Genomic DNA, 23,465 nt, shown 5'->3' with positions numbered 1-23,465 from the left:
GGATGGAGACTCGGGCTTCGTGGGCGATCGGATGGAGGGTGTATCCGTTTCAGGGAGTGAAGTCCATCCAATCGGCCGCCACCGCCACCGCCGACCGCGCCGGCGTCGGGGGCGGCGCGGGGATGATTTACGCTTATTTGCGTGACTCGTGAGCTGATCGTCCCGGGGGTTCGGGGGACGGGGCGGCGGCGGGCGCCCATGCGGGGGCTCGTGGTCGGAGCGGTGATCGCGGCGGGGCTCGTGGTGCTGCGGCTGGTGTCGGCGGGGTGGGCGCCGGAGGCGCTGCCGGATCGGCTGCGCGACTTCGTGACGCTGTCGACGAGCGTGGTGATCGAGTCGCTGCCGTTCGTGTTCCTCGGCATCCTGATCTCCATCGCCGTGCGGTTCTGGGTGCCGGAGCGTTTCATCCACCGGGTGATGCCGCGCAGTCCCGCGCTGCGCCGGGTGACGATCTCGCTGGTCGGCGTGCTGCTGCCGGTGTGCGAGTGCGGCAACGTGCCGCTCGCGCGCGGGTTCATGATGAAGGGCTTCAGCGTTCCCGAGGCGATGACCTTCCTGCTCGCGGCGCCGATCCTGAACCCGGTCACCATCGTCACGACGTACCAGGCCTTCGGCTGGGACGACGGCATCCTGGTGGGCCGGATCGCCGGCGGCTTCGTGATCGCGAACCTCGTGGGCTGGCTGTTCAGCAAGCACCCCGACCCGCGCTCGCTGCTGACACCCCGCTTCGACGCGGCCTGCCGGCTCGAGGCCTCGGGGCACGGTCCGTCCACGGCCGGCGGCCGCGGCTTCGTGCCTACGGCGCGCCGGGCCGCCCTCGCCTTCGCCGAGGAGACCTCCACGATGCTGCCGGCCCTCCTCGTGGGCTCGGCGATCGCCGGGGCCATCCAGGTCGGGCTCTCCCGCGACGTGCTGGTGGCGCTCGGCGGCAACCCGATCTGGTCGGTTCTCGCGCTGATGATCCTCGCCTTCGTGATCGCCATCTGCTCCAACGTCGACGCCTTCTTCATCCTCGCCTTCGGCTCGACCTTCCTGCCGGGCGGCATCGTGGCCTTCCTCGTGTTCGGCGCCATGGTCGACGTGAAGATGGTCACCCTGATGAAGACCACCTTCACGACGGCGGCGCTCGCGCGCCTGATCGGCCTCGTCGCTCTAGCGAGCCTCGCACTCGGATTCGGGGTGAACCTCCTTGCGTGATCGCATCCTGTCCCGCTGGCGCGGCATCGTGCTCAGCCTGATCGGCATCGTGGCCATCGTCTGGCTGGCCGTGACGGGGCAGCTCGGGCTGTACATCCATCCGCGCTACTACGAATTCACCGTGGTCATGGCGGTGCTCGGCGGCATCATGGTGCTCGCCGCTTTCGCATTCGTTCCGGGAGCGGCTCAGGATGCCGACGGCCACGGCCACGACCACGACCACGATCACGCCCGCGGGCACGACCACTCCGCGAGCGCAGGGTCCGGTTCCGCCCGAAGCACCCTCTGGACCGCCCTCACCGCGCTCGTCGTGGTCGGCGCCGTCGTGGCCCTGCTCGTCGTGCCGCCCTCCACGCTCACCACCGCCACGGTCGACCAGCGCGACCTGAACAACGCCGCCGCCGTCTCGGACGCCGCGGACACCCCGCAGCTCACCGGCGGCGACACCGCCGACTTCACGGTGAAGGACTGGGCCTCCATCCTGCGCCAGGGCGCCGGCGAGGAGTACTTCGCCGGCAAGTCGGCCACGCTGACCGGCTTCGTCACGCCCGATCCCACCGATCCCGACGACGTGTTCTACGTGGCCCGCTTCGTGGTGACCTGCTGCGCCGTCGACGCCCAGCCGGTGGGCGTGCCGGTGTACCTTCCCGGGTGGGAGGCCGAGCATCCGGTCGACAGCTGGGTCACCGTCAGCGGTGGGTTCGCGACCAACCCCAGCACGACGAGCGCGCAGGCGATCGTGCTCGAGCCCGCCTCGGTGCAGACCGTCGAGCAGCCCGCGGAGCCGTATGTCTACTGAGTCGTCCGCCCCCGGCGCTCCGCACAGGCCGGACGAGCGTCTGCCGGCCGAGTTCTCGCGCGCCGGCCAGCGCGCGCTGAAGCGGTTCCGGCGCACGAGCCTGATCACCTTCCTGGTGCTGACCCTCGTCGCGGGCGGACTCGGCGCGGCCGCCGTGCTGCGCGGCCCGACCCTGGGGTCGGCCTCGATCAACCTCGGCGCCAGCATCGCGCGCGACGGCCAGAAGCTCGTGCTGCACGCCGACCAGGCCATCGGCCCCGTCGACCAGGGGCAGGTCGAGGTCGAGCCCGCGGCCCCGTTCTCGGTCGAGGCATCCGGGGCCGACATCACCCTGACCTTCTCGGGCATCCTCGACTACGCCACCGAGTACCGGGTGCGGGTGAACGGAGTGAGCGGCACGGCCACCGGCCTCACCGGAGCGCTCGACTACACCTTCCGCACGCCCGACGTGCAGGTGTACAGCCTGCTGCGGCGCGGGGGAGCGGATGCCGGCGCCGGCAAGCCCACCGACCAGGTGCTGCGCTCCACCCTCGCCGCCGGGGCGGACTCGTCGAGCCAGGTGGCGTTCGAGGCGCCGCGCATCCAGCAGTACGCGGCCACCGACACGGCCCTGGCCGCCATCACGCTCGACGACGCCGGAACCCCGACGCTGCAAGTCTCGGTCGACGGGTCGGCCCCCGCCACGGTCTTCACCCCCGCCGGCGGGCGCATCCAGAACCTCTCGGCGTCGACCTCGGCGCACCTGTTCGGCTTCACGGTGAACGGGGCGACGGATGCCACGGGGCGCACGTACCAGAACACGCTCTTCGTGTTCGACCCGCTCGGCACCACGGGGCGGGCCGAGGAGGTCGCGGGCTTCGACGGGGCTCCGCTGCGCGTGGTGGACTGGGCGTTCGTGCCCGGCACGTCCTCGATCGTGGCGCAGGGCACCGACCAGCAGCTCTACCTGCTCGACGCGCTGGGGGTGAGGCCGCCGACGCCGCTCGGCCGCCACACCGAGCTGCGCGGGTTCCTGCCGGGCGAGCTGACGCTGATCGTCGCCGACTCCGCGGGCACGTCCACGATCGACCTGACCACCGGCGCCGTGGAGCCGCTCGAGCAGACCGCGCCGGAGGTCGATCCGTCGTTCTATCCCGGCACGATCGTGACGCTGCGGGACGGCGTGACCATCCGGCAGTACGACGAGGTCGACTACTCCGCGGCGAGCCCGGTGCTCGGGTCGGTCATCCTGTACGCGGATGCGTCGGGCACCCGGGAACTGTTCCGCCCGGCCGCGCAGGGGGCGCGGGTGCGCGGCTTCTGCGTGTCGCCGAACGGGCAGTACCTGGCGGTGGAGACGATCGCCGCCGACAGCCTGAGCGACGGCTACGCGCTGCCCGGCTACTCCGACATGACGACGTGGTTCGTGCGTATCGCCGACGGGGTGACCACGCGCGGGGTGCCCGGGTTCCTCCCCGACTGGTGTCAGTAGGCACCACCCCCGCCCGCCGGTCAGTCCCGGTCAGCGCCGGCCGGTCAGCGCCGTTCGGCGCGCCGGCGGCGGCGACGCTCGCGCCAGGGGAGCGCGGCCCACTCGGCCTCCGTGCGCTCGCGCTGCTCGCGGGCGGCCTGCGCCCGGGCCGTGCGGCGCTCCCGCCAGCGGGCGACCTCGAGCTCGGGATCGCGCGTGGGCGTGACCACCGGCGGCCCGCCCTGCAACTGCCGGCGCGCGTTCACGACCCGGCGGTTGAAGTCGGTCAGCAGCTCGCGCACGGCCGCCTCGTGGGCGATCGCATCCATCCTCTCGTCGAGCTGCGCGTCTTCGGTGCGGAGGGTGAGGGCGGGCGGCCCGAGACCGGTCAGGCGTTCGCGTTCGATCTTCTGCCGGATCCACCAGTCGGGGTCGTAGGTCTGGCCGAGCCCGGCGAGGGGCTTGCCGGCACCCGGCAGTTCGTCGAACTCGCCGCGACGGATGGCCTGCTGGATCTGGATCTCGACGAACGAGGCCCGCTGCTCGAGCGTGGGGCGGCCGGCGTCACCGGTGGGGTCGGGCTCGGGGGAGACGCGGCCGCTCGCTGTCGCGGCACCGGATTCCGCCGGATCGGGCCCGTCATCGAGTCCGTCGTCGAGCCGCTCCACGCGGTACCGTGCCGCGGCCAGCCTCGAGTCGCGCTGCTCCGGCCGCTGCTGCGGCTCCCGCCCTCCTGCCATACGTCAAGGCTAGAACGGGGCGCTCAGTCCCGCACCCGGCTCGACCCCTCCTCGACCGACCTCAGCCGGCTACGGGGGTCTGGCCCAGGTACTGCGCGAGCTCGTCGAGCGCGCTCTCCCAGCCGTCGTGGTAGCTGTCGTCGCCCACCATGCCGTCCACCCCGCGGATGTCGAAGGTCACGCGGGTGAGCTCACCGAGGGAACGGATGCCCACCGTCACCAGCGGGGTGTCGTCGGGATCGCCGTCCGGCTCGCCCCAGGTGAACACGAGCTTCTCGCCCGGCACGATCTCGCGGTAGACGCCGCCCGTGGGGTGCTCCTCACCGTTCACGTCGTGCACCATCGTGTAGGCGTAGCGGCCGCCCGGCTTCAGGTCGACCGTCACGGACTCCCGCGGCGTGTGCAGGCCCGCCGGATGCCACCACTCGGCCATCCGGTCGGGATCCGTCCAGGCCTGCCAGACCTGCTCGGGGGTGGCGTCGTACTCGCGCTTGAGGCTGAAGCCCTTGTAGGTGTCGATCATGATCGTTCCTCTCCGTCGGGTGCGCGGAGCGTGCGGCGCCGCGCTGCCCGTCCTCCCCATGCTGGCCCTCCGGGCGCTCAGCCGCACGCTGCTAGCGTGGAGGCGATGTCTCCCCGCACTCTGTACCGCACCGTGTCCATCGCCGAGGCCATCACCTGGACGGCCCTGCTCAGCGCCATCGTCGTGCGGGCCACCGGCGTCGAGATCCCGTTCTTCTTCGCCATCGGCCTGAGCCACGGCGTGGTGTTCATCGCCTTCGTGGTGGCCTCCGTGGTGGTGGGGCTCAATCAGCGCTGGCGCTGGTGGCTCATCCTGATCGCGGCCCTGACCGCCATCCCGCCCTACGGCACGCTCGTGATGGACGCCTGGCTCGAGCGCCGCCGGCGGCTCGCCGGCCCCTGGCGCACCCAGGCCGGGGACGACCCCCGGGACGCCCGGCCGATCGACCGGCTGCTGCGCTGGTTCCTGCGGCATCCGTGGCTGTTCGTGGTCGCGGGCGTGCTGGTCGTGGTGGTGCTCACCGTGGTCGCGCTGGTCGCGGGCCCGCCCGGCAGCTGACACTCACAGCGGGCGGATGCGGCGGTTCTGCAGGTGCTCGTACACCACGGAGGTGCGCACGTCGGCCACCTCGGGCCGCTCGGTGAGGCGGTCGATCACGAAGGCGTAGAGGCTTTCGTTGTCGGCCACCGCCACGTGCACGAGGAAGTCCTCGTTGCCCGAGGTCACGAACACGCCGAGGGTGTCGGGCAGCTCGCTCACCCAGTTGCGGAAGCCCTCGATGTTCCGGCGCGACGGCGGACGGATGCGCACGGCGATCATCGCCTGCACGCCCCGCCCGATCGAGGGCAGGTCGACGTCGAGGCTCGCGCCGCGGATGACGCCTCGGTCCCGCAGCCCGCGGGTGCGGTCGAGTGCCGTGGTCGGCGAGACGCCGACGGCGGCCGCGATGTCGCGATTGGTGCGGCGGGCATCCGTCTGCAATTCGCGCAGGATGGCCGTATCTAGTTCGTCGAGCATCGCAGCTCCGCCCGTTTCGCCGGATTAAGTACGGATGAATTGTATGCGATTCGGATAGCTGTTTAGCATTACGGCGTGAATCCGAACGACGTCATCCCTTCGTACCTTCCGCACGAGATCCTCACCGCCGAGTCCACCCGATCGGCCCGCCTCAAGTGGGTGATCGTGGTCGACGAGTCCCTCGCCCGCGGTCAGCAGGCGAACGCGGTGGCCTGTGTGGCCGCGGCGACCGGGGCGGCGATCGAGGGCCTGCAGGGTCCGGCCGGCACCGACGCGAGCGGGTACGAGCATCCGGGGCTCGCCTGGGCCGGCTGCACGGTGCTCGGCGCCTCGGCAGAGAAGCTCGCCGGCGCCCGGACCAAGGCGGTGGCCGCCGAGGGCGTGTGGCTCGCCGACATGCCGCTGAGCGCGCAGACCACCCGCGTCTACGACGAGTACCTCGAGACGCTCGCCGGCACCGACCCGGAAGAGCTCGCCGCGCTCGCGCTCAGCATCGTGGGGGAGCGGGCATCCGTCGACCGGATCGTCAAGAAGCTGCGCCTGCTGTAGGCGCCTCGACAGCCGCCTCGCGACCGGGCGGCACCCGCAGCCCCGTAGGCTTGACAGATGGAGCTGGGAGTCTACGGGATCGTCGCGGTGGCGGTCATCGTCGGCGTGGCCGCCTTCTCGAAGAAGCTCGGGGTCGCCGCCCCCATCATCCTCGTGCTGGTGGGCGTCGGCCTCTCCTACCTGCCGGGCGTGCCCGACGTCGAGGTGCCGCACGAGATCATCCTCGACGGACTGCTGCCGCCCATCCTGTACGCGGCCGCGATCAGCGTGCCGATCATCGACTTCCGGCGCAACCTCGCACCGATCGCGAGCCTCTCGGTGGTGCTGGTCATCGTCACGGCCTTCGCCACCGGCTTTCTGCTCTACACGATGCTGCCCGATCTCAACTTCGCAGCCGCCGTGGCCCTCGGCGCCATCATCAGCCCTCCGGATGCCGTGGCCGCCACCTCCATCGGCCGTCGCCTCGGCCTGCCCCCGCGCCTGCTGACCCTGCTGGAGGGCGAGGGCCTGGTGAACGACGCCACCGCCCTGGTGCTGCTGCGCACGGCCGTCGCCGCGGCCGCCGGCGCGCTCAGCACGCCGTGGGCCGGGGTGCTCGACTTCTTCTACGCAGTGGTCATCGCCGTGCTGATCGGTCTCGCCGCCGGCTTCGTGACCGTGTTCATCCGCTCCAAGCTCAACGACTCGGTGCTCGACACGGCGCTCTCGCTCGCCGTGCCCTTCGTGGCCTTCATGCCGGCCGAGGCCCTGCACGCCTCGGGCATCCTCGCCGTCGTCGTGGCCGGCCTCTACACCGGGCACGCGAGCCCCAAGCACTTCTCGCCGCAGTCGCGGATCAGCGATCGGATCAACTGGCGCACCATCCAGTTCCTGCTCGAGAACGGCGTGTTCCTGCTGATCGGGCTCGAGATCCGCACGCTGATCGACGACGTCGACGACACCGTGCTGGGCGTCTGGACCTCGATCGGCATCGGCCTGATCGCCACCGTGATGCTGATCGCCATCCGCTACCTCTGGATCGGCCCGCTCGTCTACGGCCTCTCCCGCCGGGAACGACGACATGAGAAGAGCACCTACCGTGCTCTGCTCGCCCTCTACTACTTCCGCACCCACCCGGTGGCCTCGGCCCGGCAGGCGCGCGTGCGCGACCGGCTCGAGCGCGACTACGAGCGCCGCCGGGCCGACCTGGAGGTGCTGCGGCAAGACCGCATCGACTGGCGCGGGGGAATGGTGCTCGGCTGGTCGGGCATGCGCGGAGTGGTCACGCTCGCGGCGGCGCAGTCGCTGCCGAACGACACCCCGTACCGGCCGCAGCTCATCCTGATCGCGTTCACCGTCGCGGTCGTCAGCATCGTCGTGCAGGGCGGCACGCTGCCGTGGCTCATCCGGTGGCTGAAGGTGGAGGGGATCGACGCCCGCGAAGACCGCAAGGAGCTCGCGGGTCTGCTGGAGACGATCAGCGCCTCCGGGCTCGAGGCGCTCGACGACCGCGCGCAGGAAGCCCCCGAGACCAATCCCATCGACCCCGACGTGCTGGAACGGGTGCGGCAGTCGTCGTTCCTGCGCACCGAGGCCGCCTGGGAGCGCACGCGCAGCACGCGGTCGCAGGAGGAGCGGCCGCACCAGCAGTTCCGTGAGCTGCGGCTCGTGGTGGTGGCCGCCGAGCGCGAGCGGCTGCTCGAGATCCGCTCGCAGGGCACCTACCCCTCGCGGGTGCTGGCCGAGGCGCAGGCGCTGCTCGACCTCGAGGAGACCCGACTGCAACGGCGCGCCGGATCGAGCGAGCACTGAGATCGGGCAAGCGCTGAGATCGAGCGAGCACTGACCACGGCCTCCCGCCCGGCGACCGCCTCGCCGTAGCCGGGCGACCGTGCCCGCCGCTAGGGTCGGGAGCGGGATGGCCAGCGGGCCATCCGGGAGCGATCGCCCGTCACGGCACGGGCCGGCGACAGGATGCGCGATGGCGGAGCCCGGGGCGGACGGCACGAGCGGGGCACCCCGCGGCAGGGTGACCATCACGGGGGAGCAGGATCGCCCGAGCGGCACCGTCGCGCGCCGCCTGCTGCGGCTGTCGATCCCGGCCATCCTCGTGGGTGTCGTCTCGGCCCTCATCCTCTACGCCATCGACGAGATCTCCGCCCTCGCCGAGCACGGCATCTGGACCGCGCTCCCGGCGGCGCTCGGCATCGATCCCTCGGCCGGCTGGTGGATCTTCGGCGTGCTGAGCATCACCGGCCTAGTCGTCGGCCTCGTGCTCCTGCTCGTGCCCGGCCACGGCGGCCGCGACTCGGCGACGACCGAGCTGATCGCCCCGCCGCTGCCGCTCAAGGCGCTGCCCTCGCTCGCCCTCGTGGCCGTCATCGGTCTGGCCGGTGGCGTGAGTCTCGGCCCGGAGAACCCGATCATCGCCATCAACACCGGCATCCTGGTGGCCCTGCTCGCCCGCCTCTGGCCGGTCATCCCGCCGAACCTCGTGGTGATGCTGGCGGCCGCCGCCACGATCGGCGCGCTGTTCGGCACCCCGGTCGCCGCGGCGCTGGTGTTCACCGGCGTGGTGGGCACGCTCGGCGGCGAAGGCGCCCTGTGGGACAAGCTCTTCCTCCCGCTGCTGGCGGCCGCCGCGGGATCGCTCACGATGACCCTGCTCGCGCATCCGTCGCTCACCGTGCCGCTGCCCGCCTACGACTCGATCGCCGCCGTCGACCTGCTGAGCGCCGCCGTGATCGCGGCCGTCGCCGCCGGCCTCGGCATCGCCGCCGCGAGCGTCTTCCCCGCCCTGCACGGGGCGTTCCGGATGCTGCGCGACCCCGTCTTCTACGTCACCCTGGGCGGCGTGCTGCTCGGCGTCCTCGGCGCCGTCGGCGGTCCGATCACGCTGTTCAAGGGACTGGAGCAGACCGGCGAGCTGGCGGTGGACCGCGCCGACTACAGCGCCGGTCAGCTGGCCCTGATCGTGGCGGTGAAGCTCGTGGCCCTGGTGATCGCGGCCGCGGCGGGCTTCCGGGGCGGCCGCATCTTCCCGGCGGTGTTCATCGGAACGGCGGTCGGCCTGCTCGCCACCGCGCTCATCCCGTCGATCCCGGTCACCGTGGCCATCGCCGCGGGCGTGATGGGCATGGTGCTCGCCATCGCGCGCGACGGCTGGATCGCCCTGTTCATCGCGGTCGCGGTGGCGGGCAGCGTCACCGTCCTCGCCGTGCTGTGCATCGCCATCCTGCCGGTGTGGCTGCTGGTCTCCCGGGCGCCGGAGATGATCGTGCACCCCGCTCCGCCGGAATCCGCCGCTCCGTTATCCGGCGCCCCAGCGTAGGTTCGTTGCTGAGCCCGAGAGGGCGGCAGCACAGCGAGCGGGTACGGAGGCGGCGTGAAGGTCTGGGTGGTCTTGGACATGACCGAGTGGACGCGCGACATTATCGGTGTCTTCGCCAGCCGGGACGCCGCCATCAGCGCCATGGACCGCACCACCTCCTGGGGCTTCAGCATCGAGCAGTGGGACGTGGAAGCGCTCTGACACCGGGGCGGGGCTCCCTGGCCGTATACGCTTGACGGGTGACTCACTCCGAATTCTCGTCCGAATCGACCATCGGGGCGGAGATCGCCCGTTCCTGGCTGCTCGTCTCCGCGAACCGCACCGAGGAGTTCGACTCCGCCTCACGCTCGCGGGCCGACCAGGTCGTGCTCGACATCGAAGACGCGGTCGATCCCAAGCACAAAGACGGTGCGCGCAGCGACGTGGTCGACTGGCTGAGCGGCGGCGGCTCGGCGTGGGTGCGCATCAACGACCACACCACCCCGTTCTGGGGCGACGACGTCGAGGCGCTGAAGGGCGTGCCGGGCCTCCGCGGCGTCATGCTGGCGAAGACCGAGTCGGCGGCCGACGTCACCGAGACCTACGACCGCCTCGGCGGTTCCACCCCCGTGCTCGCCCTGATCGAGTCGGCGCTCGGCATCGAGGAGTCCACCACCATCGCCCGCGCCCGCGGCGCCTTCCGCCTGGCCTTCGGCAGCGGCGACTACCGCCGCGACACCGGCACCAGCGCCGACGACCTGGCCATGGCGTACCCGCGCTCGCGCCTCGTGGTGGCGAGCCGCATCGGCAACCTGCCGGGCCCGATCGACGGCCCCACGGTCTCCTCGAGCCACCCGGTGCTGCGCGAGCAGTCGGCCGTCACGGTCGCGCTCGGCCTCACCGGCAAGCTCTGCCTCGACGTCGACCAGCTGCCCGTCATCAACGAGGTCATCAGCCCCACCTCCTCCGACGTCACCTGGGCCCGCGACTTCCTGGCCGACTTCGAGGCCCGTGGCCGCGTCATCCGCGACGGCAGCGACCTGCCCCGCCTCGGCCGCGCCCAGAAGATCGACAAGCTGGCCCGCGCCTTCAACATCAACCCGCAGGCGTAGCGGCGGCCTCGGATGCGGGTGCGGCGGGCGACGGCGACGGATGCTGCCGCTCTCGCCGCGCCGCTCGACGCGTTCACTCCTGAGTTCGACGCGGCCACGCCGGGTCCGGCGGTCCTCCGTCACTCCTGCGACCTGAGCACACCGTCATGAAGCAGGGCCGACTGCGCGTGCTGCTCGGCGCCGCCCCCGGCGTCGGCAAGACCTACGCCATGCTCGAGGAGGGCCGCCGGCTGAAGGCGGCGGGGAAAGACGTGGTGATCGCGGTCGTCGAGACGCACGGGCGGGCGGCCACGCAGGCGATGACCCTGGGCCTCGAGACCGTGCCGCTGCGCACCGTCACGCACCGCGGCGTGCCGTTGCCGGAGTTCGACCTCGAGGCCGTGCTGCGCCGCGCCCCCGACTACGCGCTGGTCGACGAGCTCGCGCACACGAACGCCCCGGGCAGCACGCACGAGAAGCGCTGGCGCGACGTCACCGCCCTGCTCGACGCGGGCATCGACGTCATCTCCACCGTGAACATCCAGCACATCGAGTCGCTGAACGACGTCGTGCAGCAGATCACCGGGGTGCCCCAGCGCGAGACGGTCCCGGATGCCGTGCTGCGCGGTGCCGATCAGATCGAGGTCGTCGACCTGGCTCCGGCGGCCCTGCGCGATCGCCTCTCCGAGGGGCTGGTGTATCCGGCGGCGCGGATCGATGCGGCGCTGTCGAACTACTTCCGGCTCGGCAACCTCACCGCCCTCCGCGAGCTGGCGCTGCTCTGGCTGGCCGACGAGGTCGACTCCTCGCTGCGGGAGTACCGCACCGCGCACGGGATCGCCGACACGTGGGAGGCCCGCGAGCGCGTCGTGGTGGCGCTCACCGGCGGAGCCGAGGGGGAGACGCTCATCCGGCGCGGCGCCCGCATCGCGGCGCGCTCCTCGGGCGGGCAGCTGCTCGCCGTGCACGTGACGAGCCAGGACGGGTTGCGCGAGCCCGACCCCGGTGCACTGGAACGCCAGCGGGCACTCGTCGAGAGTCTCGGCGGTAGCTACCACCAGGTGGTGGGCGCCGACATCCCCAAGGCGCTCGTGGAGTTCGCCCGGGCGGGCAACGCCACGCAGCTCGTGATCGGCGTCAGTCGCCGAAGCCGCCTGGCGGCGCTGGTGACCGGTCCGGGCATCGGGGCGACCGTCATCCGCGAGTCCGGCGACATCGACGTGCACATCGTCACGCACTCGGCCGCGGGCCGCCGGCTCTCGCTGCCCACGGCACGCGGGTCGCTCACGCTCCGCCGTCGCATCCTGGGCTTCGTGCTGGCCGTGGTGGGCGGTCCGCTGCTCACCTGGCTGCTGTCGTCGTTCCGGAACGACGACTCCATCACCTCCGACGTGCTCAGCTACCAGCTGCTGGTGGTGGTCGTGGCCCTGATCGGCGGGATCTGGCCGGCGCTGTTCGCGGCGGTGCTGAGCGGGCTGACGCTCGACTTCTTCTTCGTCGACCCGCTCTACACGGTGACGGTCGACGAGCCCCTGCATCTGCTCGCGCTGGTGCTGTACGTGGTGATCGCGGTGCTGGTGAGCATCGTGGTCGACCAGGCGGCGCGGCGGTCGCAGGCGGCCCGGCGCTCGGCGGCCGAGTCGGAGCTGGTGGCGGGCGTGGCGGGGGAGGTGCTGCGCGGGCAGGACGCGTTCCAGGCCTTCGTGACGCGCACCCGCGAGGCCTTCGGGCTCACCGGGGTGCGGCTGCGGCACGACGGGCGCGTGCTCGCGAGCGACGGCGAGCCGCTCCCGGATGCGGTGGGCGCGACGGATGCTGCGGGTGCGCCGGGCGCGACGGGCGCGACCGGGCACCGGAGTACCGGTCCGGTCGTCGTGACGATCGACGAGCGCTCGGTGCTCGAGCTGCGCGGGCGCACGCTCGACGCCTCCGACCGGCGGCTGCTCGGGGTGATCGTGGCGCAGCTCGCCGCGGCGCTGGAGCACGCCGACCTCGAAGAGGCGGCGCGCGAGATGGCGCCGCTCGCCGCGGCCGACCGGGTGCGCAGTGCGCTCCTGGCCGCCGTGGGGCACGATCTGCGCCGGCCGCTGGCGGCCGCGACCGCGGCGGTGACAGGGCTGCGTCAGCCCGGAGCGGCGGACCTGTCCGCAGCCGACCGCGACGAGTTGCTCGACACCGCCGAGACCGGGTTGCGCTCGCTCGCCGAGCTGCTGACCGACCTGCTCGACGTCAGCCGCGTGCAGGCCGGCGCCCTCGCCGTCACCCTCGAGGAGGTCGACGTCGACGATCTCCTCGCCGGCGCCGTCGACGAGCTCGAACTCGGCCCCGACGACGTGGTGCTCGAGATCCCCGCCGCCGTCCCGGCGCTCGTGGCCGACCGGGTGCTGCTGCAGCGGGTGCTGGTCAACCTGCTCTCGAACGCGCTGCGCTACGCGCCGGACGGTGAACCGGTGGTGATCGCGGCATCCGTCTTCGCCGGCTCCGTGCAGCTGCGGGTGATCGACCGCGGCCCGGGCGTGCCCGAGGAGCGCCGCGACGACATCTTCGTGCCGTTCCAGCGGCTGGGCGACACCGACAACTCCACCGGTCTCGGCCTCGGCCTCGCACTCGCGAAGGGCTTCGCGGAGGGGATGGGCGGAACACTGGAGTTCGAGGACACGCCGGGTGGCGGATCGACCATGGTCGTGACGCTGCGGGCGGCCGGCGGATGAGAGACTCGGCACGATGAAGATCCTGATCGCCGACGACGACCCGCAGATCCTGCGCGCGCTGCGGGTGACCCTCGGCGCACAGGGCCACGAGGTGCGCACCGCCGCCGACGGGCGCGAGACGATGGTGGCCGCGGCCGAGCATCCGCCCGACCTGCTCATCCTCGACCTGGGGATGCCGGCCCTGGACGGCCTGGAGGTCATCCGGGCGGTTCGCGGCTGGTCGCAGCTGCCCATCCTCGTCGTGTCGGGCCGCACCGATTCCTACGACAAGGTCGACGCCCTGGATGCCGGTGCCGACGACTACGTCACCAAGCCCTTCGCCATCGACGAACTGCTCGCCCGGGTGCGCGCGCTCACCCGGCGCTCGGTGTCGGCGTCCGGCGGCGGCCCCGGCTCCGCCTCCGACGACAAGCCCGTGGTGCGTTTCGGCGACGTGACCGTCGACCTGGCCGCGCACCTCGTGACGCGTGACGGCGAGCGCGGTGCCATCCGGCTCACGCCGACGGAGTGGAAGATCCTCGAGCTGCTGGTGCGGCATCCGCACCGCCTGATCACGCACGCCGAGCTGTTCACCGAGATCTGGGGCACCCCGGCGGTGAAGGAGACGGGCTATCTGCGCCTCTACCTGCGCCAGCTGCGCAAGAAGCTCGAGCCGGAGCCGGCCGAGCCGCGCTACCTCCTCACCGAGGCGGGCATGGGCTACCGTTTCGAGCCCGACGCCCCGGGTCAAGCCTCGGGGGAGTAGAAGGCCGTGATCGCCGCGGCGAGGGCCGTGAGGTCGTCGACGTGGGCGAGCTCGCGGGCCGAGTGCATCGAGAGCAGGGGCGCGCCGACGTCGACGGTGCGGATGCCCAGCCGGGTCGCCGTGAGCGGGCCGATGGTCGAGCCGCAGGGCACGGTGTTGTTCGACACGAACTCCTGGTAGCCGACGCCGGCCTGCGCGCACGCCCGAGCCCAGAGCGCGGCCCCGTGCGCATCCGTCGCATAGCGCTGGTTGGCGTTGATCTTGAGCAGTGGGCCGCCGCCGGCGACCGGGTGGTTGGCCGGATCGTGCTTCTCGGGGTAGTTCGGATGCACGGCGTGGCCGGCGTCGGACGACAGGCACCACGAGGCGGCGAAGGATCGGGCCCGCTCGTCGGCGCTCGCGCCGAGCGCGGCCCCGATGCGGCCCAGCACGTCGGCCAGGAACGGCCCGCTGGCCCCCGACCGCGACTCGGAGCCGAGTTCTTCGTGGTCGAAGGCGGCGAGCACGCCGATGTGCCCGTCGGCCGGCGGGGCGGCGAGGAACGCGGTGAGACCGGCGTGCACCGAGCTGAGGTTGTCCATCCGTCCGGCGGCGAACAGCGTGTCGTCCAGGCCGAAGCGGGCGGGCGGCTGGGTGTCGGCGGTGAGCAGGTCGTACCCGGCGATCGCGCTGCCGTCGGAGAGGCCCGCGAGGCCGGCGAGGATCCCGACCAGGTCGGCGTCGCCGGCCGTCCCCACCCCGAACACCGGCGTCGTGTGCCGCTGCCGGTCGAGCGTCAGGCCGCTGTTGGCGTCGCGGTCGAGGTGGATGGCCAGCTGCGGGATGCGCAGGAACGGCCCGGTACGCACCAGGTGCTCGGTGCCGTCGTGCGCGACCAGCCGGCCGGCGAGTTCGAGCTCGCGGTCGAGCCAGGAGTTCAGCAGCGGGCCGCCGTACACTTCCACGCCGGCCTGCAGCCAGCCCTGCGAGGCCAGCGTGGGCTTCGGCTTGAGCTTGAACCCGGGGGAGTCGGTGTGCGCGCCGAGGATGCGGAAGGGGGTCGCGGGGCCGGCCGTGGCGGGCACGCTCCAGGCGATGATCGCCCCGTCGCGCACGACGTGGAAGCGGCCCGGGCTCGCGGCTGCATCCGTCCACTCGGCGGTCTCGTCCAGGCGCGTCGAGCCGGCCGCCTCCAGCCGCCGGGCGGTCTCGGCCGCCGCGTGGTACGACGAGGGCGAGGCGCGGAGGAAGTCGGCGAAGTCGTCGAGGTGCGGGGAGGTGTCGGCCATCCCTCCATCCAACCACTCCGGATCGACCACTCCGGCTGCGTCGGGCCGGTGCGCCGTTCCGCCTCTGCGGCGCGCGGATGCCGCTCCGAGCGGACGGTCGGTTTCGTGCCCTATCGTCGGATCCGGGATCGTCGTCCGACAGGCGGTCCGTGCGAAAGGGGAGCCGGATGCTCGCGCGAAAGACGGCCGCATCCACCCGTGGCCGTTCCGTCGTGAAGGCCTGCGGAGCCGCCGCTCTCGTCGGCGCCGCGTTGCTCGTGCTGGCCGGATGCTCGGCCAACCCCACGGCGGCGCTGTCCAAACTGGCGCACCTCGATTCCGGGACGCTGCTCGCCTCGGGCGAGCTCCCGCCCACGATCGAGGGGGTCGACGCCGACATCGTGCCCTCGTCGTACCGGTTGCTGACCGAGCACGACGGTACGGAGTTCTGGGTGGGGGTCACCGGCGACAACGACGTGTGCTTCGTCGCCGAGGCGGCCGACACCCAGGCGCGCTGCGTCTCGGCGCAGCAGTTCGGGCTGCACGGTGCGACGCTCCGGCTGGAGTCCGACGACGAGCTCTACTGGCTGCACACCGAGTACATGACCGTCGACCCGGTCTGGACGCCGATCTCGCCGAACGTGGCCGTGCGCGACTGACCGCGCCGAGGGGCCGCGCATCCGGGACCGGCCTCTTGAACAGGCTTCGATGTCACCGCAGAATCGGACGATGAGCACAGAGATCCCCGTCGATGTCGTCACCGTCTTCACGAACGAGGAGGGCGCCCACGGCAACCCTCTCGGCCTGATCCGCAGCACGGCTGCGACCAGCGGCCGCGAGCAGGAGCTCGCCACGCGACTCGGCTTCAGTGAGACCGTCTTCGTCGACGTGCTGACGGAGACGGATGCCGTGGGCCGGGTCGCCACGATCCGCATCTTCACGCCGGTGCACGAGCTGCCCTTCGCCGGGCACCCGTGTGTGGGAACGGCGTGGTGGCTGGCGCAGCAGGGCCTGCCGGTCGCCTCGCTCGCTGTGCGCGCCGGGGAGGTGGCGGTGCGCTACGACGGCGACCTCAGCTGGATCACCGGCCGCGCGGAGTGGGCTCCGGAGTTCGAGTGGCACCAGCTGGCGAGCGCCGCCGAGGTGGAGGCGCTCGATCCCGGGGCCTTCGCCACCGGGAAGCACTACGCCTGGGCCTGGATCGACGAGAGCGCCGGGCATTTGCGCTCACGCATGTTCGCGCCGGAGTTCGGCATTCCCGAAGACGAAGCTACCGGGGCCGCTGCCGTCCGCATCACTGCGGTGTTGGGGCGGGATCTGGTGATCGACCAGGGGGTGGGGTCGCGGGTGGTGACTCGGGTCGAGGGGGACGGGCGGGTTTCGGTGGGCGGGAGGAGTGTCGCGAGCACGCCCGTGGTGTTGGGGTAATTGGGGGTGTGTTGGTTGCCGGGGGCGCCGGGCTTCGCTCGGCGCTCCCGGGGCTCGCCGGTCCCTGCCCGGCGAGCCGCGACATGTGAGCGCGCGGTCGCCGGACGCGGGCTTCGCTCGCATCCGGCGGCCACACGCTCACCTTGGGTCATTGGGTACGGCCTGAGACTTTGTCGTGCGGCCTGAGGCTTCTGGCGGGGCTCGAGACTTCGGGTGGGCCCGGGACTTCGGGTGGGGGCGGGGTCAGTGGGCGATCACGGGGGTGTCGTCGACTGCTGCAGCGGGGGCTGCGGCGGCGTCCGGCGCGGGGGCTGCGTGGGTGAGGGAGGCGCCGTGACCACGGCGGCGGAAGAGGAGGGCCGCCAGGAGGGCTCCGAAGACGAAGAAGCCGGCGCCCCACCAGTAGACGACCGCGTAGCTGGCCACGGCGGCGTCACCCAGCACCTCGGGGGAGGCGGGCAGGTGCGAGGCGACGTAGTCGGCGGCCGCGGTCGCCGCGAGCGTGTTGAGCAAAGCCGTACCGATCGATCCGCCCACCTGCTGGCTGGTGTTCACCATGGCCGAGGCCACGCCGGCGAACTGCCGGTCGACCCCGAGCGTGGCGGTCTGGATCGACGCGGGCATGATCGAGCCCATGCCGAAGCCGAGCACCATCAGCGCCGGCAGCAGATCCGCCGCATAGGTGCTGTCGAGGTTCAGGCGGGTGAGCAGGACCATGCCGGTTGCGGCCAGCGCCATGCCCACCGGAACCATGATCTTCGGCCCGAACCGCGGCACGAAGATGTTCGTCGAGAGCTGGGCGGCCAGCACGAGCATGCCGATCATCGGCAGGAACGACACGCCCGTCTGGATCGGCGAGTACCCGAGCGACACCTGCAGGTAATACGTCACGAACAGGAAGATGCCGAACATCCCCGCCCCGGCGATCAGCACCGAGCTGTAGGCGGCGCCGCGGTTGCGATCGAGCACGATCGACAGCGGCAGCAGCGGATGCGCGGCCTTCCGCTGCCAGAGCACGAAGGCGATCAGTAGGATGCCCGCGGCGGTCAGCATGCCCCAGCTCAGCGGCGAGTCCCAGCCGTCCGTCTCCGCGTTCGAGAAGCCGTAGACGAGGGCGAACAGCGCACCGGAGACGAGGATGGTGCCGGGCACGTCGAGCTTCGGCCGCGGTCCGCTGCGCGCCACCGTGGTGACGAACAGGATGGCGCCGATCACCGCGATGATCGCGATGAAGACGTTGATGTAGAGGTTCCAGCGCCAGTTGAAGTTCTCGGTGAGCACGCCGCCGAGCAGAAGGCCCACCGCTCCACCGGCCCCGGCGATGGCGCCGAACACACCGAACGCGCGGGCGCGCTCCTTGGGGATGGTGAAGGTGGTCGTCAGCACGGCCAGGGCGGTGGGCGCGAGCAGGGCGCCGAACGCCCCCTGCAGCGCACGGGCGGCCACCAGCAGGCCGAAGCTGTCGGCGGCGCCGCCCAGGGCGGAGGCGGCGGCGAAGCCGATCAGGCCGATGATGAAGGTGCGCTTGCGGCCCATCAGGTCGGAGAGGCGCCCGCCGAGCAGCAGCAGGCTGCCGAAGGCGAGGGAGTAGGCGGTGATGATCCACTGGCGGTCGCCGTCGGAGAAACCGAGGTCGGCCTGGGCGGCGGGGAGGGCGATGTTCACCACGGTGGAGTCGAGCACCACCATGAGCTGCGCGAGCGCGACGGTGGTGAGGGTCCACCAGCGGCGCGAGGAGGCCGCGTTCGGGATGGCTGAGGTCGTAGACATGACGGTCACTATATACGGAACTTGACGGTTTCGGATAGCGACAGTTTCGGATATGATGAGTTCAGGTGATGTTCACGCAGACACCCGCACGCCTACACTCGAAGGGGCGATTCGCTCGCTCCCGTTCCACCGCTCCACGATCCGAAAGGGATGCCCGCCGCGATGACGCAGCTCGATGTCTCCGAAGCCGCTGCGCCCCGGCTCGGCCGCAAGCGCGACCACTCCCGCGATCCCGAGATCCTCGACGCCGCCCTCGAGGTGCTCGCCGAAGAGGGCTACGACGGGATGACGATCGACATGGTCGCCACGCGGGCCAAGGCGGGCAAGGCCACGCTCTACCGGCGCTGGGCCTCGAAGGGCGAGCTGGTGGTGGATGCCGTGGCCTGCATGAAGAAGAACGACCTCGACCCCGATCGACTGCCCGACACCGGCACCCTCCGTGGCGATCTCATCGCGATGGTCAAGCCGCGCTCGATCGAGGACGCCGAGAAGAAGATGCAGGTGATGGCGGGCCTGATGTCGGTGCTCACCCGTTCCCCCGAACTGGCCGAGGCGATCAGCCAGGCGATCGTGCAGCCCCGGGCCGAGGTCAACCGCATCCTGTTCCGACGGGCGATCGAGCGCGGCGAGATTCCTTCCGACTGCGACATCGATGCGCTCTCGATGGTCTCGCCCTCGATGGCCGCCTACCGCACGATGGTGCTGCAGAAGCCGGTCGACCGCGAGTTCCTGCTCGACCTGATCGACGGCGTCATCCTGCCGGCCGTGGGCATCCGTCCGCCCTACTGAGCGGCGCCGACCTGCACCGTCCCTCCCGCGGCCCAGAGCCCGGAGCCCCGGTGTCGGCGGCGGCGGATAGCCTGGCAGCACCAGGAGGTGAGGCCGGATGATCGTCGTCGGCGCGAACGGCCGCGAGGCCGGCACGGTGCTCTACAGCGCCACCGATCTCACCGCGGCCGCGAGCTGCGAGTTCGCGCTCGTGCGGCGGCTGGATGCGAAGCTCGGGCGGATCGAGCCGGTCGTCGACCCCGTCGACGAGATGCTCGACCGCACGGCACGTCTGGGCGATGCGCACGAGTTGCGGGCGCTGGAGCGGTTCCGGGCCGAGTTCGGCGCCTTCGACGGAGTCGGGGCGCGGGGTGTGGCCGAGATCGATCGGCCCGAGCGCACGGATCCCGCGGGTCTCCTGGCCCAGCAGGAGGTCACGCTCGAGGCGCTGCGGGCGGGTGCCGACGTGGTCTTCCAGGGCACGTTCTTCGATGGCCGGTTCCTCGGGTTCGCCGACTTCCTGGTGAAGGTCCCGCCGGTGCCGGTGCCGGTGCCGGGGTCGGTCGCGGATGGCGCCCCCGAGGCCGCGCCGCGGTACGAGGTCTACGACACCAAGCTGGCCCGGCACGCCAAGATCACCGCTCTGCTGCAGCTCGCCGCCTACTCCGACCAGCTGGAGCGTCTCGGCGTGCCGCTCGGCGACGAGGTGCACCTGCTGCTCGGCGACGGGTCCCGGTCCACCCATCGGCTCGCCGACATCCTGCCGGTCTACCGGGACCGCCGCGAACGCCTGGAGTCGCTGCTCGACGAGCGGCTGGAGGCCGAGGCGGTCGAGTGGGGCGATCCGCGGTATACCGTCTGCGGCCGCTGCGCGGTCTGCGCGCCCGAGGTGAAGCGGCACGACGACGTGCTGCAGGTGGCCGGCATCCGGGTCACCCAGCGGGCGCGACTGCACGCCGCCGGCATCGCCACGATGCACGAGCTGGCCTCCTCGACGGGGCCGGTCGACGGCCTCGCTCCCGCCACGCTGGACACGTTGCGCGACCAGGCCAGGATGCAGAGCGAAGGCCGCGACGGCCTGGCCTTCCGCGTGTACGACCCGCTGCCGCTCGCGGCCCTGCCCGAGCCCGATCAGGGCGACGTGTTCTTCGACTTCGAGGGCGACCCGCTCTACACGGAGGCGGCGGGGCCGGCCGGGCCGGCCGATCGGAATCGGCCCGGCTCCGAGTGGGGTCTCGACTACCTGTTCGGTCTGGTCGAGCACGATCCGGATCGGCCGGGTCGCACCCTCTTCCGGCCGTTCTGGGCGCACGACCACGCCCAGGAGCGCGAGGCGCTCCGGGCGTTCCTCGACCACGTCACCGAGCGCCTCCGCGCCCATCCGGCGATGCACATCTACCACTACGCCAACTACGAGCGGGCGCACCTGCAGTCGCTCTGCGCCCGGCACGGTGTGGGGGAGGCGCAGCTCGACGAACTGCTGCGCCGCAACGTGCTCGTCGATCTGTACCCGGTGGTCAAGAAGAGCATCCGCGTGAGCTCGTCGTCGTACAGTCTCAAGAAGCTCGAGCCGCTCTACATGGGCGATCTCTACCGCGACAGCGAGGTCACGAACGCGGCCGACTCCATCACGGCCTATGTGCGCTACACCGAGCTGCGCGACGCGGGCGAGGGTGTGGCGGGCTCGCCGGATGCGGCGGCTGCTCGCGCCGCCGAGCGCCAGCTGCGCGAGATCGCCGACTACAACGAGTACGACTGCGTGTCGACCCTGCGCTTGCGCGACTGGCTGCGGGAGCGTGCGGCCGAGAGCGGTGTGGGCCCCGCGGGCGACGATGACCAGCCGCCGCTCCTCGACGAGGCCGGTGCCGACGACGGCCCGGTGTTCGAGCAGAGCGCCCTGCACCGCGCTCTCACCGAGCGCCTGGAGCGCGAGGAGGGCGGCGAGGGCGGCCTCCACGACCCCGCCGACCGCACGGCGGTCGCTCTCGCCGCCGCGGCCATCGACTACCACCGGCGCGAAGACAAGTCGTTCTGGTGGGAGCACTTCAACCGCCTCGAGCAGCCGATGGAGGAGTGGGCCGACACCCGGGACGTGCTCGTCGTCACAGCCGGCGTCGTCGAAGACGACTGGTACCGCAATCCGGGCCAGCGCGCCGACCGGCGGATGCTGCGCCTGCGCGGCGAGCTGGCCCCCGGCAGCCGGCTCGAGGAGGGCATGCGCGGGCGGTTCCTCGTGTACGACCCGCCGCATCCGTGGCCGGCTCCGCGGTCGCGCCGCACCGACCGGGTCGCGCACGAGCGCAGCACGGTGCGCGGCACCGGCGTGCTGCCGGGCGGCGCCACCGGCTACCTGATCGAGGAGGCGCTGCCGATGAACGGCGAGCCCTACTCGGCCCTGCCCGTGGCCATCACCCCGGCCGCACCGCCGAAGACGGCCTCCCTGCAGTCCGCGATCGCGGAGTGGGGTCAGCAGCTGGCCGACGCGCTGCCGGAGTTCCCCGCCGACGCAGCGCTCGACATCCTGCGCCGGGCCACGCCCCGCCGGCACGACGGCGGCTCTCTCGAGCCCGTCCGCGAGGGGCCGCGCGGCACGATCGACGCCATCCGCGACTCCCTCCTGGCGCTGGATCACTCCTACCTCGCCGTGCAGGGCCCACCCGGCACCGGCAAGACCTACACGGGCGCCCGGGTCGTGGCCGACCTCGTGCGCCGGCACGGCTGGAGTGTGGGGGTGGTGGCGCAGTCGCACGCGGTGGTCGAGAACATGCTCGACGCGATCGTGGCCGCCGGGGTCGACGCGGAGCGGGTCGGCAAGTCCAGCGAATCGGAGTCGGCCCGGTTCACCGCGCTCCGCGGCAAGGACGCGCTCGGCCGCTTCCTCGCCTCGGCCCGGGGCCGCGGTCACGGGGTCGTGGTGGGCGGCACGGCCTGGGACTTCAGCAACGTCACCCGGGTCGGCCGTCGCGAGCTCGACCTGCTCGTGGTCGACGAAGCCGGCCAGTACTCGCTGGCCAACACGATCGCCGTGAGCGTGGCCGCCCGCAACCTGCTGCTGCTCGGCGACCCTCAGCAGCTCCCGCAGGTGACCCAGGGCACGCATCCGGAGCCCGTCGACGACTCCGCGCTGGGCTGGCTGACGGCGGGCCACGACGTGCTGCCCCCGGCCCTCGGCTACTTCCTCGACGTGAGCTGGCGGATGCACCCCGAGGTCTGCGAGCCCGTGAGCGTTCTCTCCTACGAGGGCGAGCTGCACGCGCAGCGCCCCGCCACCACCGATCGCCTGCTCGAGGGGGTCGAACCGGGGCTGCACCTGCACCCGGTGCGGCACCGCGGCAACGCCACCGAGTCGGCCGACGAGGCCGAGCGCGTGGTCGAACTGGTGCGGCACAGCATCGGGCGGCGCTGGAGCGACCCGGGCGAGCACGACGGCAGCGGCGGGGTCGGCAGCGCCACCGGCGAGGCGTCCGGGCGCGCGCTCGAGCCCTCCGACATCATCGTCGTGGCGCCTTACAACGCGCAGGTCGAACTGCTGCGTGCCCGGCTCACCGAGGCCGGCTTCGACGGCGTCTCGGTGGGCACGGTCGACAAGTTCCAGGGCCGGGAGGCTCCGGTGGCGATCGTGTCTCTGGCGGCCTCGTCAGCGCTGGAGGTGCCGAGGGGAATCGGGTTCCTGCTGATGAAGAACCGCCTGAACGTGGCGATCTCCCGGGCGAAGTGGGTGGCGCACCTGGTCTACTCGCCGGCGCTCACCGATCACCTCCCGGTGAACGAGTCCGAACTGGCGACGCTCTCGGCGTTCCTGCGGCTCACGCGAGCTGCTCCCACCGTCCGTGCACCTGGCGGGTGACCTGCCAGGCGATCGGTTCGGCGGAGACCCGGGTGCCGTCGATCCCTTGCTCGGCGATCAGGAAGGCGGCTTCGTCGGTGTCGGCCGTGTAGCGCACCGTCACGCGCGGAGCACCGTTGACGATCGCGATGTCGGAGGCTTCGACGGTCGTGAAGTCGGCGATCGCCTGGGTGAGGGTCGGCAGCACGGTCTCGGGCTTGACGCCCAGTTCGAGGGTTCCGACGATCATGGTCACGCGGTAGGAGGGCATGTCATCGCTCCGATTCGGTCTGCATGCTCCCAGCGTAGGGGAGC

Annotated in this window: 21 protein-coding genes; 15 read left to right on the top strand and 6 right to left on the bottom strand. The window is 72.0% G+C overall.

Annotated elements, in window-relative coordinates; translation table 11 throughout:
- The first annotated feature begins 141 nt into the window (after positions 1–141).
- From ACN4JJ_RS19005 to ACN4JJ_RS18995, 3 genes are read left to right on the top strand one after another with little or no spacing between them, the layout of a single operon-like run.
- The gene (locus ACN4JJ_RS19005; RefSeq protein ID WP_440711468.1) at positions 142–1,197 is read left to right on the top strand and encodes a permease; all 1,056 of its coding nucleotides are present in this window, start codon (positions 142–144) and stop codon (positions 1,195–1,197) included.
- Entirely contained in the window at positions 1,190–1,996 is an 807-nt protein-coding gene (locus ACN4JJ_RS19000) for a TIGR03943 family putative permease subunit (protein ID WP_440711467.1), read from the top strand. The genes ACN4JJ_RS19005 and ACN4JJ_RS19000 overlap by 8 nt, the downstream gene beginning before the upstream one ends.
- The gene (locus ACN4JJ_RS18995; protein ID WP_440711466.1) at positions 1,986–3,467 is read left to right on the top strand and encodes a WD40 repeat domain-containing protein; all 1,482 of its coding nucleotides are present in this window, start codon (positions 1,986–1,988) and stop codon (positions 3,465–3,467) included. Before ACN4JJ_RS19000 ends, ACN4JJ_RS18995 begins: the two co-directional genes overlap by 11 nt.
- A gap of 44 nt (positions 3,468–3,511) precedes the next feature.
- Here the strand turns inward: ACN4JJ_RS18995 and ACN4JJ_RS18990 are convergent, their stop codons facing one another.
- Both ACN4JJ_RS18990 and ACN4JJ_RS18985 read right to left on the bottom strand, forming a co-directional pair.
- A complete protein-coding gene (locus ACN4JJ_RS18990; protein ID WP_440711465.1) occupies positions 3,512–4,186 on the bottom strand; it encodes a DnaJ family domain-containing protein in 675 nt (224 codons plus the stop codon).
- Between the two features lie 61 nt (positions 4,187–4,247).
- Positions 4,248–4,709 (bottom strand): SRPBCC family protein, encoded by a 462-nt coding sequence (locus tag ACN4JJ_RS18985; RefSeq protein ID WP_440711464.1) that lies wholly within the window; start codon positions 4,707–4,709, stop codon positions 4,248–4,250.
- A gap of 105 nt (positions 4,710–4,814) precedes the next feature.
- Between ACN4JJ_RS18985 and ACN4JJ_RS18980 the strand changes: the two genes are divergently transcribed.
- A complete protein-coding gene (locus ACN4JJ_RS18980) occupies positions 4,815–5,267 on the top strand; it encodes a DUF3817 domain-containing protein (protein ID WP_440711463.1) in 453 nt (150 codons plus the stop codon).
- Positions 5,268–5,270: 3 nt separating this feature from the next.
- On the opposite strand, the gene ACN4JJ_RS18975 is transcribed toward ACN4JJ_RS18980, so the two are convergent.
- On the bottom strand, positions 5,271–5,726 hold the full coding sequence (locus ACN4JJ_RS18975) for an Lrp/AsnC family transcriptional regulator (protein WP_440711462.1): 456 nt from the start codon (positions 5,724–5,726) through the stop codon (positions 5,271–5,273).
- A gap of 75 nt (positions 5,727–5,801) precedes the next feature.
- Between ACN4JJ_RS18975 and ACN4JJ_RS18970 the strand changes: the two genes are divergently transcribed.
- From ACN4JJ_RS18970 to ACN4JJ_RS18940, 7 genes are all read left to right on the top strand, one after another.
- Positions 5,802–6,275, top strand: a complete 474-nt coding sequence (locus tag ACN4JJ_RS18970; protein ID WP_440711461.1) for a DUF2000 domain-containing protein — start codon at positions 5,802–5,804, stop codon at positions 6,273–6,275.
- Between the two features lie 57 nt (positions 6,276–6,332).
- A complete protein-coding gene (locus ACN4JJ_RS18965) occupies positions 6,333–8,066 on the top strand; it encodes a cation:proton antiporter (RefSeq protein WP_440711460.1) in 1,734 nt (577 codons plus the stop codon).
- Between the two features lie 169 nt (positions 8,067–8,235).
- Complete coding sequence (locus ACN4JJ_RS18960; protein WP_440711459.1) at positions 8,236–9,585, top strand: ion channel protein; 1,350 nt, start codon at positions 8,236–8,238, stop codon at positions 9,583–9,585.
- Between the two features lie 78 nt (positions 9,586–9,663).
- Positions 9,664–9,786, top strand: a complete 123-nt coding sequence (locus tag ACN4JJ_RS18955; RefSeq protein WP_440711458.1) for a hypothetical protein — start codon at positions 9,664–9,666, stop codon at positions 9,784–9,786.
- A gap of 38 nt (positions 9,787–9,824) precedes the next feature.
- Positions 9,825–10,676, top strand: a complete 852-nt coding sequence (locus ACN4JJ_RS18950) for an HpcH/HpaI aldolase/citrate lyase family protein (protein ID WP_440711457.1) — start codon at positions 9,825–9,827, stop codon at positions 10,674–10,676.
- Positions 10,677–10,822: 146 nt separating this feature from the next.
- A complete protein-coding gene (locus tag ACN4JJ_RS18945; protein ID WP_440711456.1) occupies positions 10,823–13,366 on the top strand; it encodes a DUF4118 domain-containing protein in 2,544 nt (847 codons plus the stop codon).
- A 13-nt stretch (positions 13,367–13,379) separates the two neighbouring features.
- On the top strand, positions 13,380–14,111 hold the full coding sequence (locus tag ACN4JJ_RS18940) for a response regulator (protein WP_440711455.1): 732 nt from the start codon (positions 13,380–13,382) through the stop codon (positions 14,109–14,111).
- Here ACN4JJ_RS18940 and ACN4JJ_RS18935 read toward each other — a convergent pair.
- On the bottom strand, positions 14,093–15,379 hold the full coding sequence (locus ACN4JJ_RS18935; RefSeq protein ID WP_440711454.1) for a M18 family aminopeptidase: 1,287 nt from the start codon (positions 15,377–15,379) through the stop codon (positions 14,093–14,095). The genes ACN4JJ_RS18940 and ACN4JJ_RS18935 overlap by 19 nt on opposite strands.
- A gap of 167 nt (positions 15,380–15,546) precedes the next feature.
- Between ACN4JJ_RS18935 and ACN4JJ_RS18930 the strand changes: the two genes are divergently transcribed.
- Together ACN4JJ_RS18930 and ACN4JJ_RS18925 are read left to right on the top strand one after the other, a co-directional pair.
- A complete protein-coding gene (locus ACN4JJ_RS18930) occupies positions 15,547–16,017 on the top strand; it encodes a hypothetical protein (protein ID WP_440711453.1) in 471 nt (156 codons plus the stop codon).
- 70 nt (positions 16,018–16,087) lie between these two features.
- Positions 16,088–16,786: a PhzF family phenazine biosynthesis protein gene (locus tag ACN4JJ_RS18925; protein ID WP_440711452.1), complete on the top strand. Its 699-nt coding sequence runs from the start codon at positions 16,088–16,090 to the stop codon at positions 16,784–16,786.
- A gap of 243 nt (positions 16,787–17,029) precedes the next feature.
- Here ACN4JJ_RS18925 and ACN4JJ_RS18920 read toward each other — a convergent pair whose 3' ends face one another.
- Positions 17,030–18,556 carry an MFS transporter gene (locus ACN4JJ_RS18920; protein ID WP_440711451.1) on the bottom strand — a complete coding sequence of 509 codons (1,527 nt, stop codon included), beginning with the start codon at positions 18,554–18,556 and terminating at the stop codon, positions 17,030–17,032.
- A 162-nt stretch (positions 18,557–18,718) separates the two neighbouring features.
- Here ACN4JJ_RS18920 and ACN4JJ_RS18915 point away from each other — a divergent pair, with 162 nt between their 5' ends.
- Together ACN4JJ_RS18915 and ACN4JJ_RS18910 are read left to right on the top strand one after the other, a co-directional pair.
- Positions 18,719–19,345 carry a TetR/AcrR family transcriptional regulator gene (locus ACN4JJ_RS18915; RefSeq protein ID WP_440711450.1) on the top strand — a complete coding sequence of 209 codons (627 nt, stop codon included), beginning with the start codon at positions 18,719–18,721 and terminating at the stop codon, positions 19,343–19,345.
- Between the two features lie 97 nt (positions 19,346–19,442).
- Positions 19,443–23,171 (top strand): TM0106 family RecB-like putative nuclease, encoded by a 3,729-nt coding sequence (locus tag ACN4JJ_RS18910; protein WP_440711449.1) that lies wholly within the window; start codon positions 19,443–19,445, stop codon positions 23,169–23,171.
- Here the strand turns inward: ACN4JJ_RS18910 and ACN4JJ_RS18905 are convergent.
- On the bottom strand, positions 23,131–23,421 hold the full coding sequence (locus ACN4JJ_RS18905) for a hypothetical protein (RefSeq protein WP_440711448.1): 291 nt from the start codon (positions 23,419–23,421) through the stop codon (positions 23,131–23,133). The genes ACN4JJ_RS18910 and ACN4JJ_RS18905 overlap by 41 nt on opposite strands.
- Between the last annotated feature and the right edge of the window lie 44 nt (positions 23,422–23,465).

Source organism: Herbiconiux dendrobii, from assembly GCF_052048175.1.
In the GTDB taxonomy this organism is placed as follows: domain Bacteria; phylum Actinomycetota; class Actinomycetes; order Actinomycetales; family Microbacteriaceae; genus Herbiconiux.
Note: the sequence above shows the minus strand (reverse complement) of the source record. Positions and strands in the feature narration are given on the sequence as shown.

What these genes read in the sequence shown, in the direction of transcription:
- ACN4JJ_RS18995 (WP_440711466.1), top strand. Translation starts at nt 1,986, where the DNA reads ATGTCTACTGAGTCGTCCGCCCCCGGCGCTCCGCACAGGCCGGACGAG.
- ACN4JJ_RS18990 (WP_440711465.1), bottom strand. Translation starts at nt 4,186, where the DNA reads ATGGCAGGAGGGCGGGAGCCGCAGCAGCGGCCGGAGCAGCGCGACTCG.
- ACN4JJ_RS18985 (WP_440711464.1), bottom strand. Translation starts at nt 4,709, where the DNA reads ATGATCGACACCTACAAGGGCTTCAGCCTCAAGCGCGAGTACGACGCC.
- ACN4JJ_RS18980 (WP_440711463.1), top strand. Translation starts at nt 4,815, where the DNA reads ATGTCTCCCCGCACTCTGTACCGCACCGTGTCCATCGCCGAGGCCATC.
- ACN4JJ_RS18975 (WP_440711462.1), bottom strand. Translation starts at nt 5,726, where the DNA reads ATGCTCGACGAACTAGATACGGCCATCCTGCGCGAATTGCAGACGGAT.
- ACN4JJ_RS18965 (WP_440711460.1), top strand. Translation starts at nt 6,333, where the DNA reads ATGGAGCTGGGAGTCTACGGGATCGTCGCGGTGGCGGTCATCGTCGGC.
- ACN4JJ_RS18960 (WP_440711459.1), top strand. Translation starts at nt 8,236, where the DNA reads ATGGCGGAGCCCGGGGCGGACGGCACGAGCGGGGCACCCCGCGGCAGG.
- ACN4JJ_RS18955 (WP_440711458.1), top strand. Translation starts at nt 9,664, where the DNA reads ATGACCGAGTGGACGCGCGACATTATCGGTGTCTTCGCCAGCCGGGAC.
- ACN4JJ_RS18945 (WP_440711456.1), top strand. Translation starts at nt 10,823, where the DNA reads ATGAAGCAGGGCCGACTGCGCGTGCTGCTCGGCGCCGCCCCCGGCGTC.
- ACN4JJ_RS18940 (WP_440711455.1), top strand. Translation starts at nt 13,380, where the DNA reads ATGAAGATCCTGATCGCCGACGACGACCCGCAGATCCTGCGCGCGCTG.
- ACN4JJ_RS18935 (WP_440711454.1), bottom strand. Translation starts at nt 15,379, where the DNA reads ATGGCCGACACCTCCCCGCACCTCGACGACTTCGCCGACTTCCTCCGC.
- ACN4JJ_RS18930 (WP_440711453.1), top strand. Translation starts at nt 15,547, where the DNA reads ATGCTCGCGCGAAAGACGGCCGCATCCACCCGTGGCCGTTCCGTCGTG.
- ACN4JJ_RS18925 (WP_440711452.1), top strand. Translation starts at nt 16,088, where the DNA reads ATGAGCACAGAGATCCCCGTCGATGTCGTCACCGTCTTCACGAACGAG.
- ACN4JJ_RS18920 (WP_440711451.1), bottom strand. Translation starts at nt 18,556, where the DNA reads ATGTCTACGACCTCAGCCATCCCGAACGCGGCCTCCTCGCGCCGCTGG.
- ACN4JJ_RS18915 (WP_440711450.1), top strand. Translation starts at nt 18,719, where the DNA reads ATGACGCAGCTCGATGTCTCCGAAGCCGCTGCGCCCCGGCTCGGCCGC.
- ACN4JJ_RS18910 (WP_440711449.1), top strand. Translation starts at nt 19,443, where the DNA reads ATGATCGTCGTCGGCGCGAACGGCCGCGAGGCCGGCACGGTGCTCTAC.
- ACN4JJ_RS18905 (WP_440711448.1), bottom strand. Translation starts at nt 23,421, where the DNA reads ATGCCCTCCTACCGCGTGACCATGATCGTCGGAACCCTCGAACTGGGC.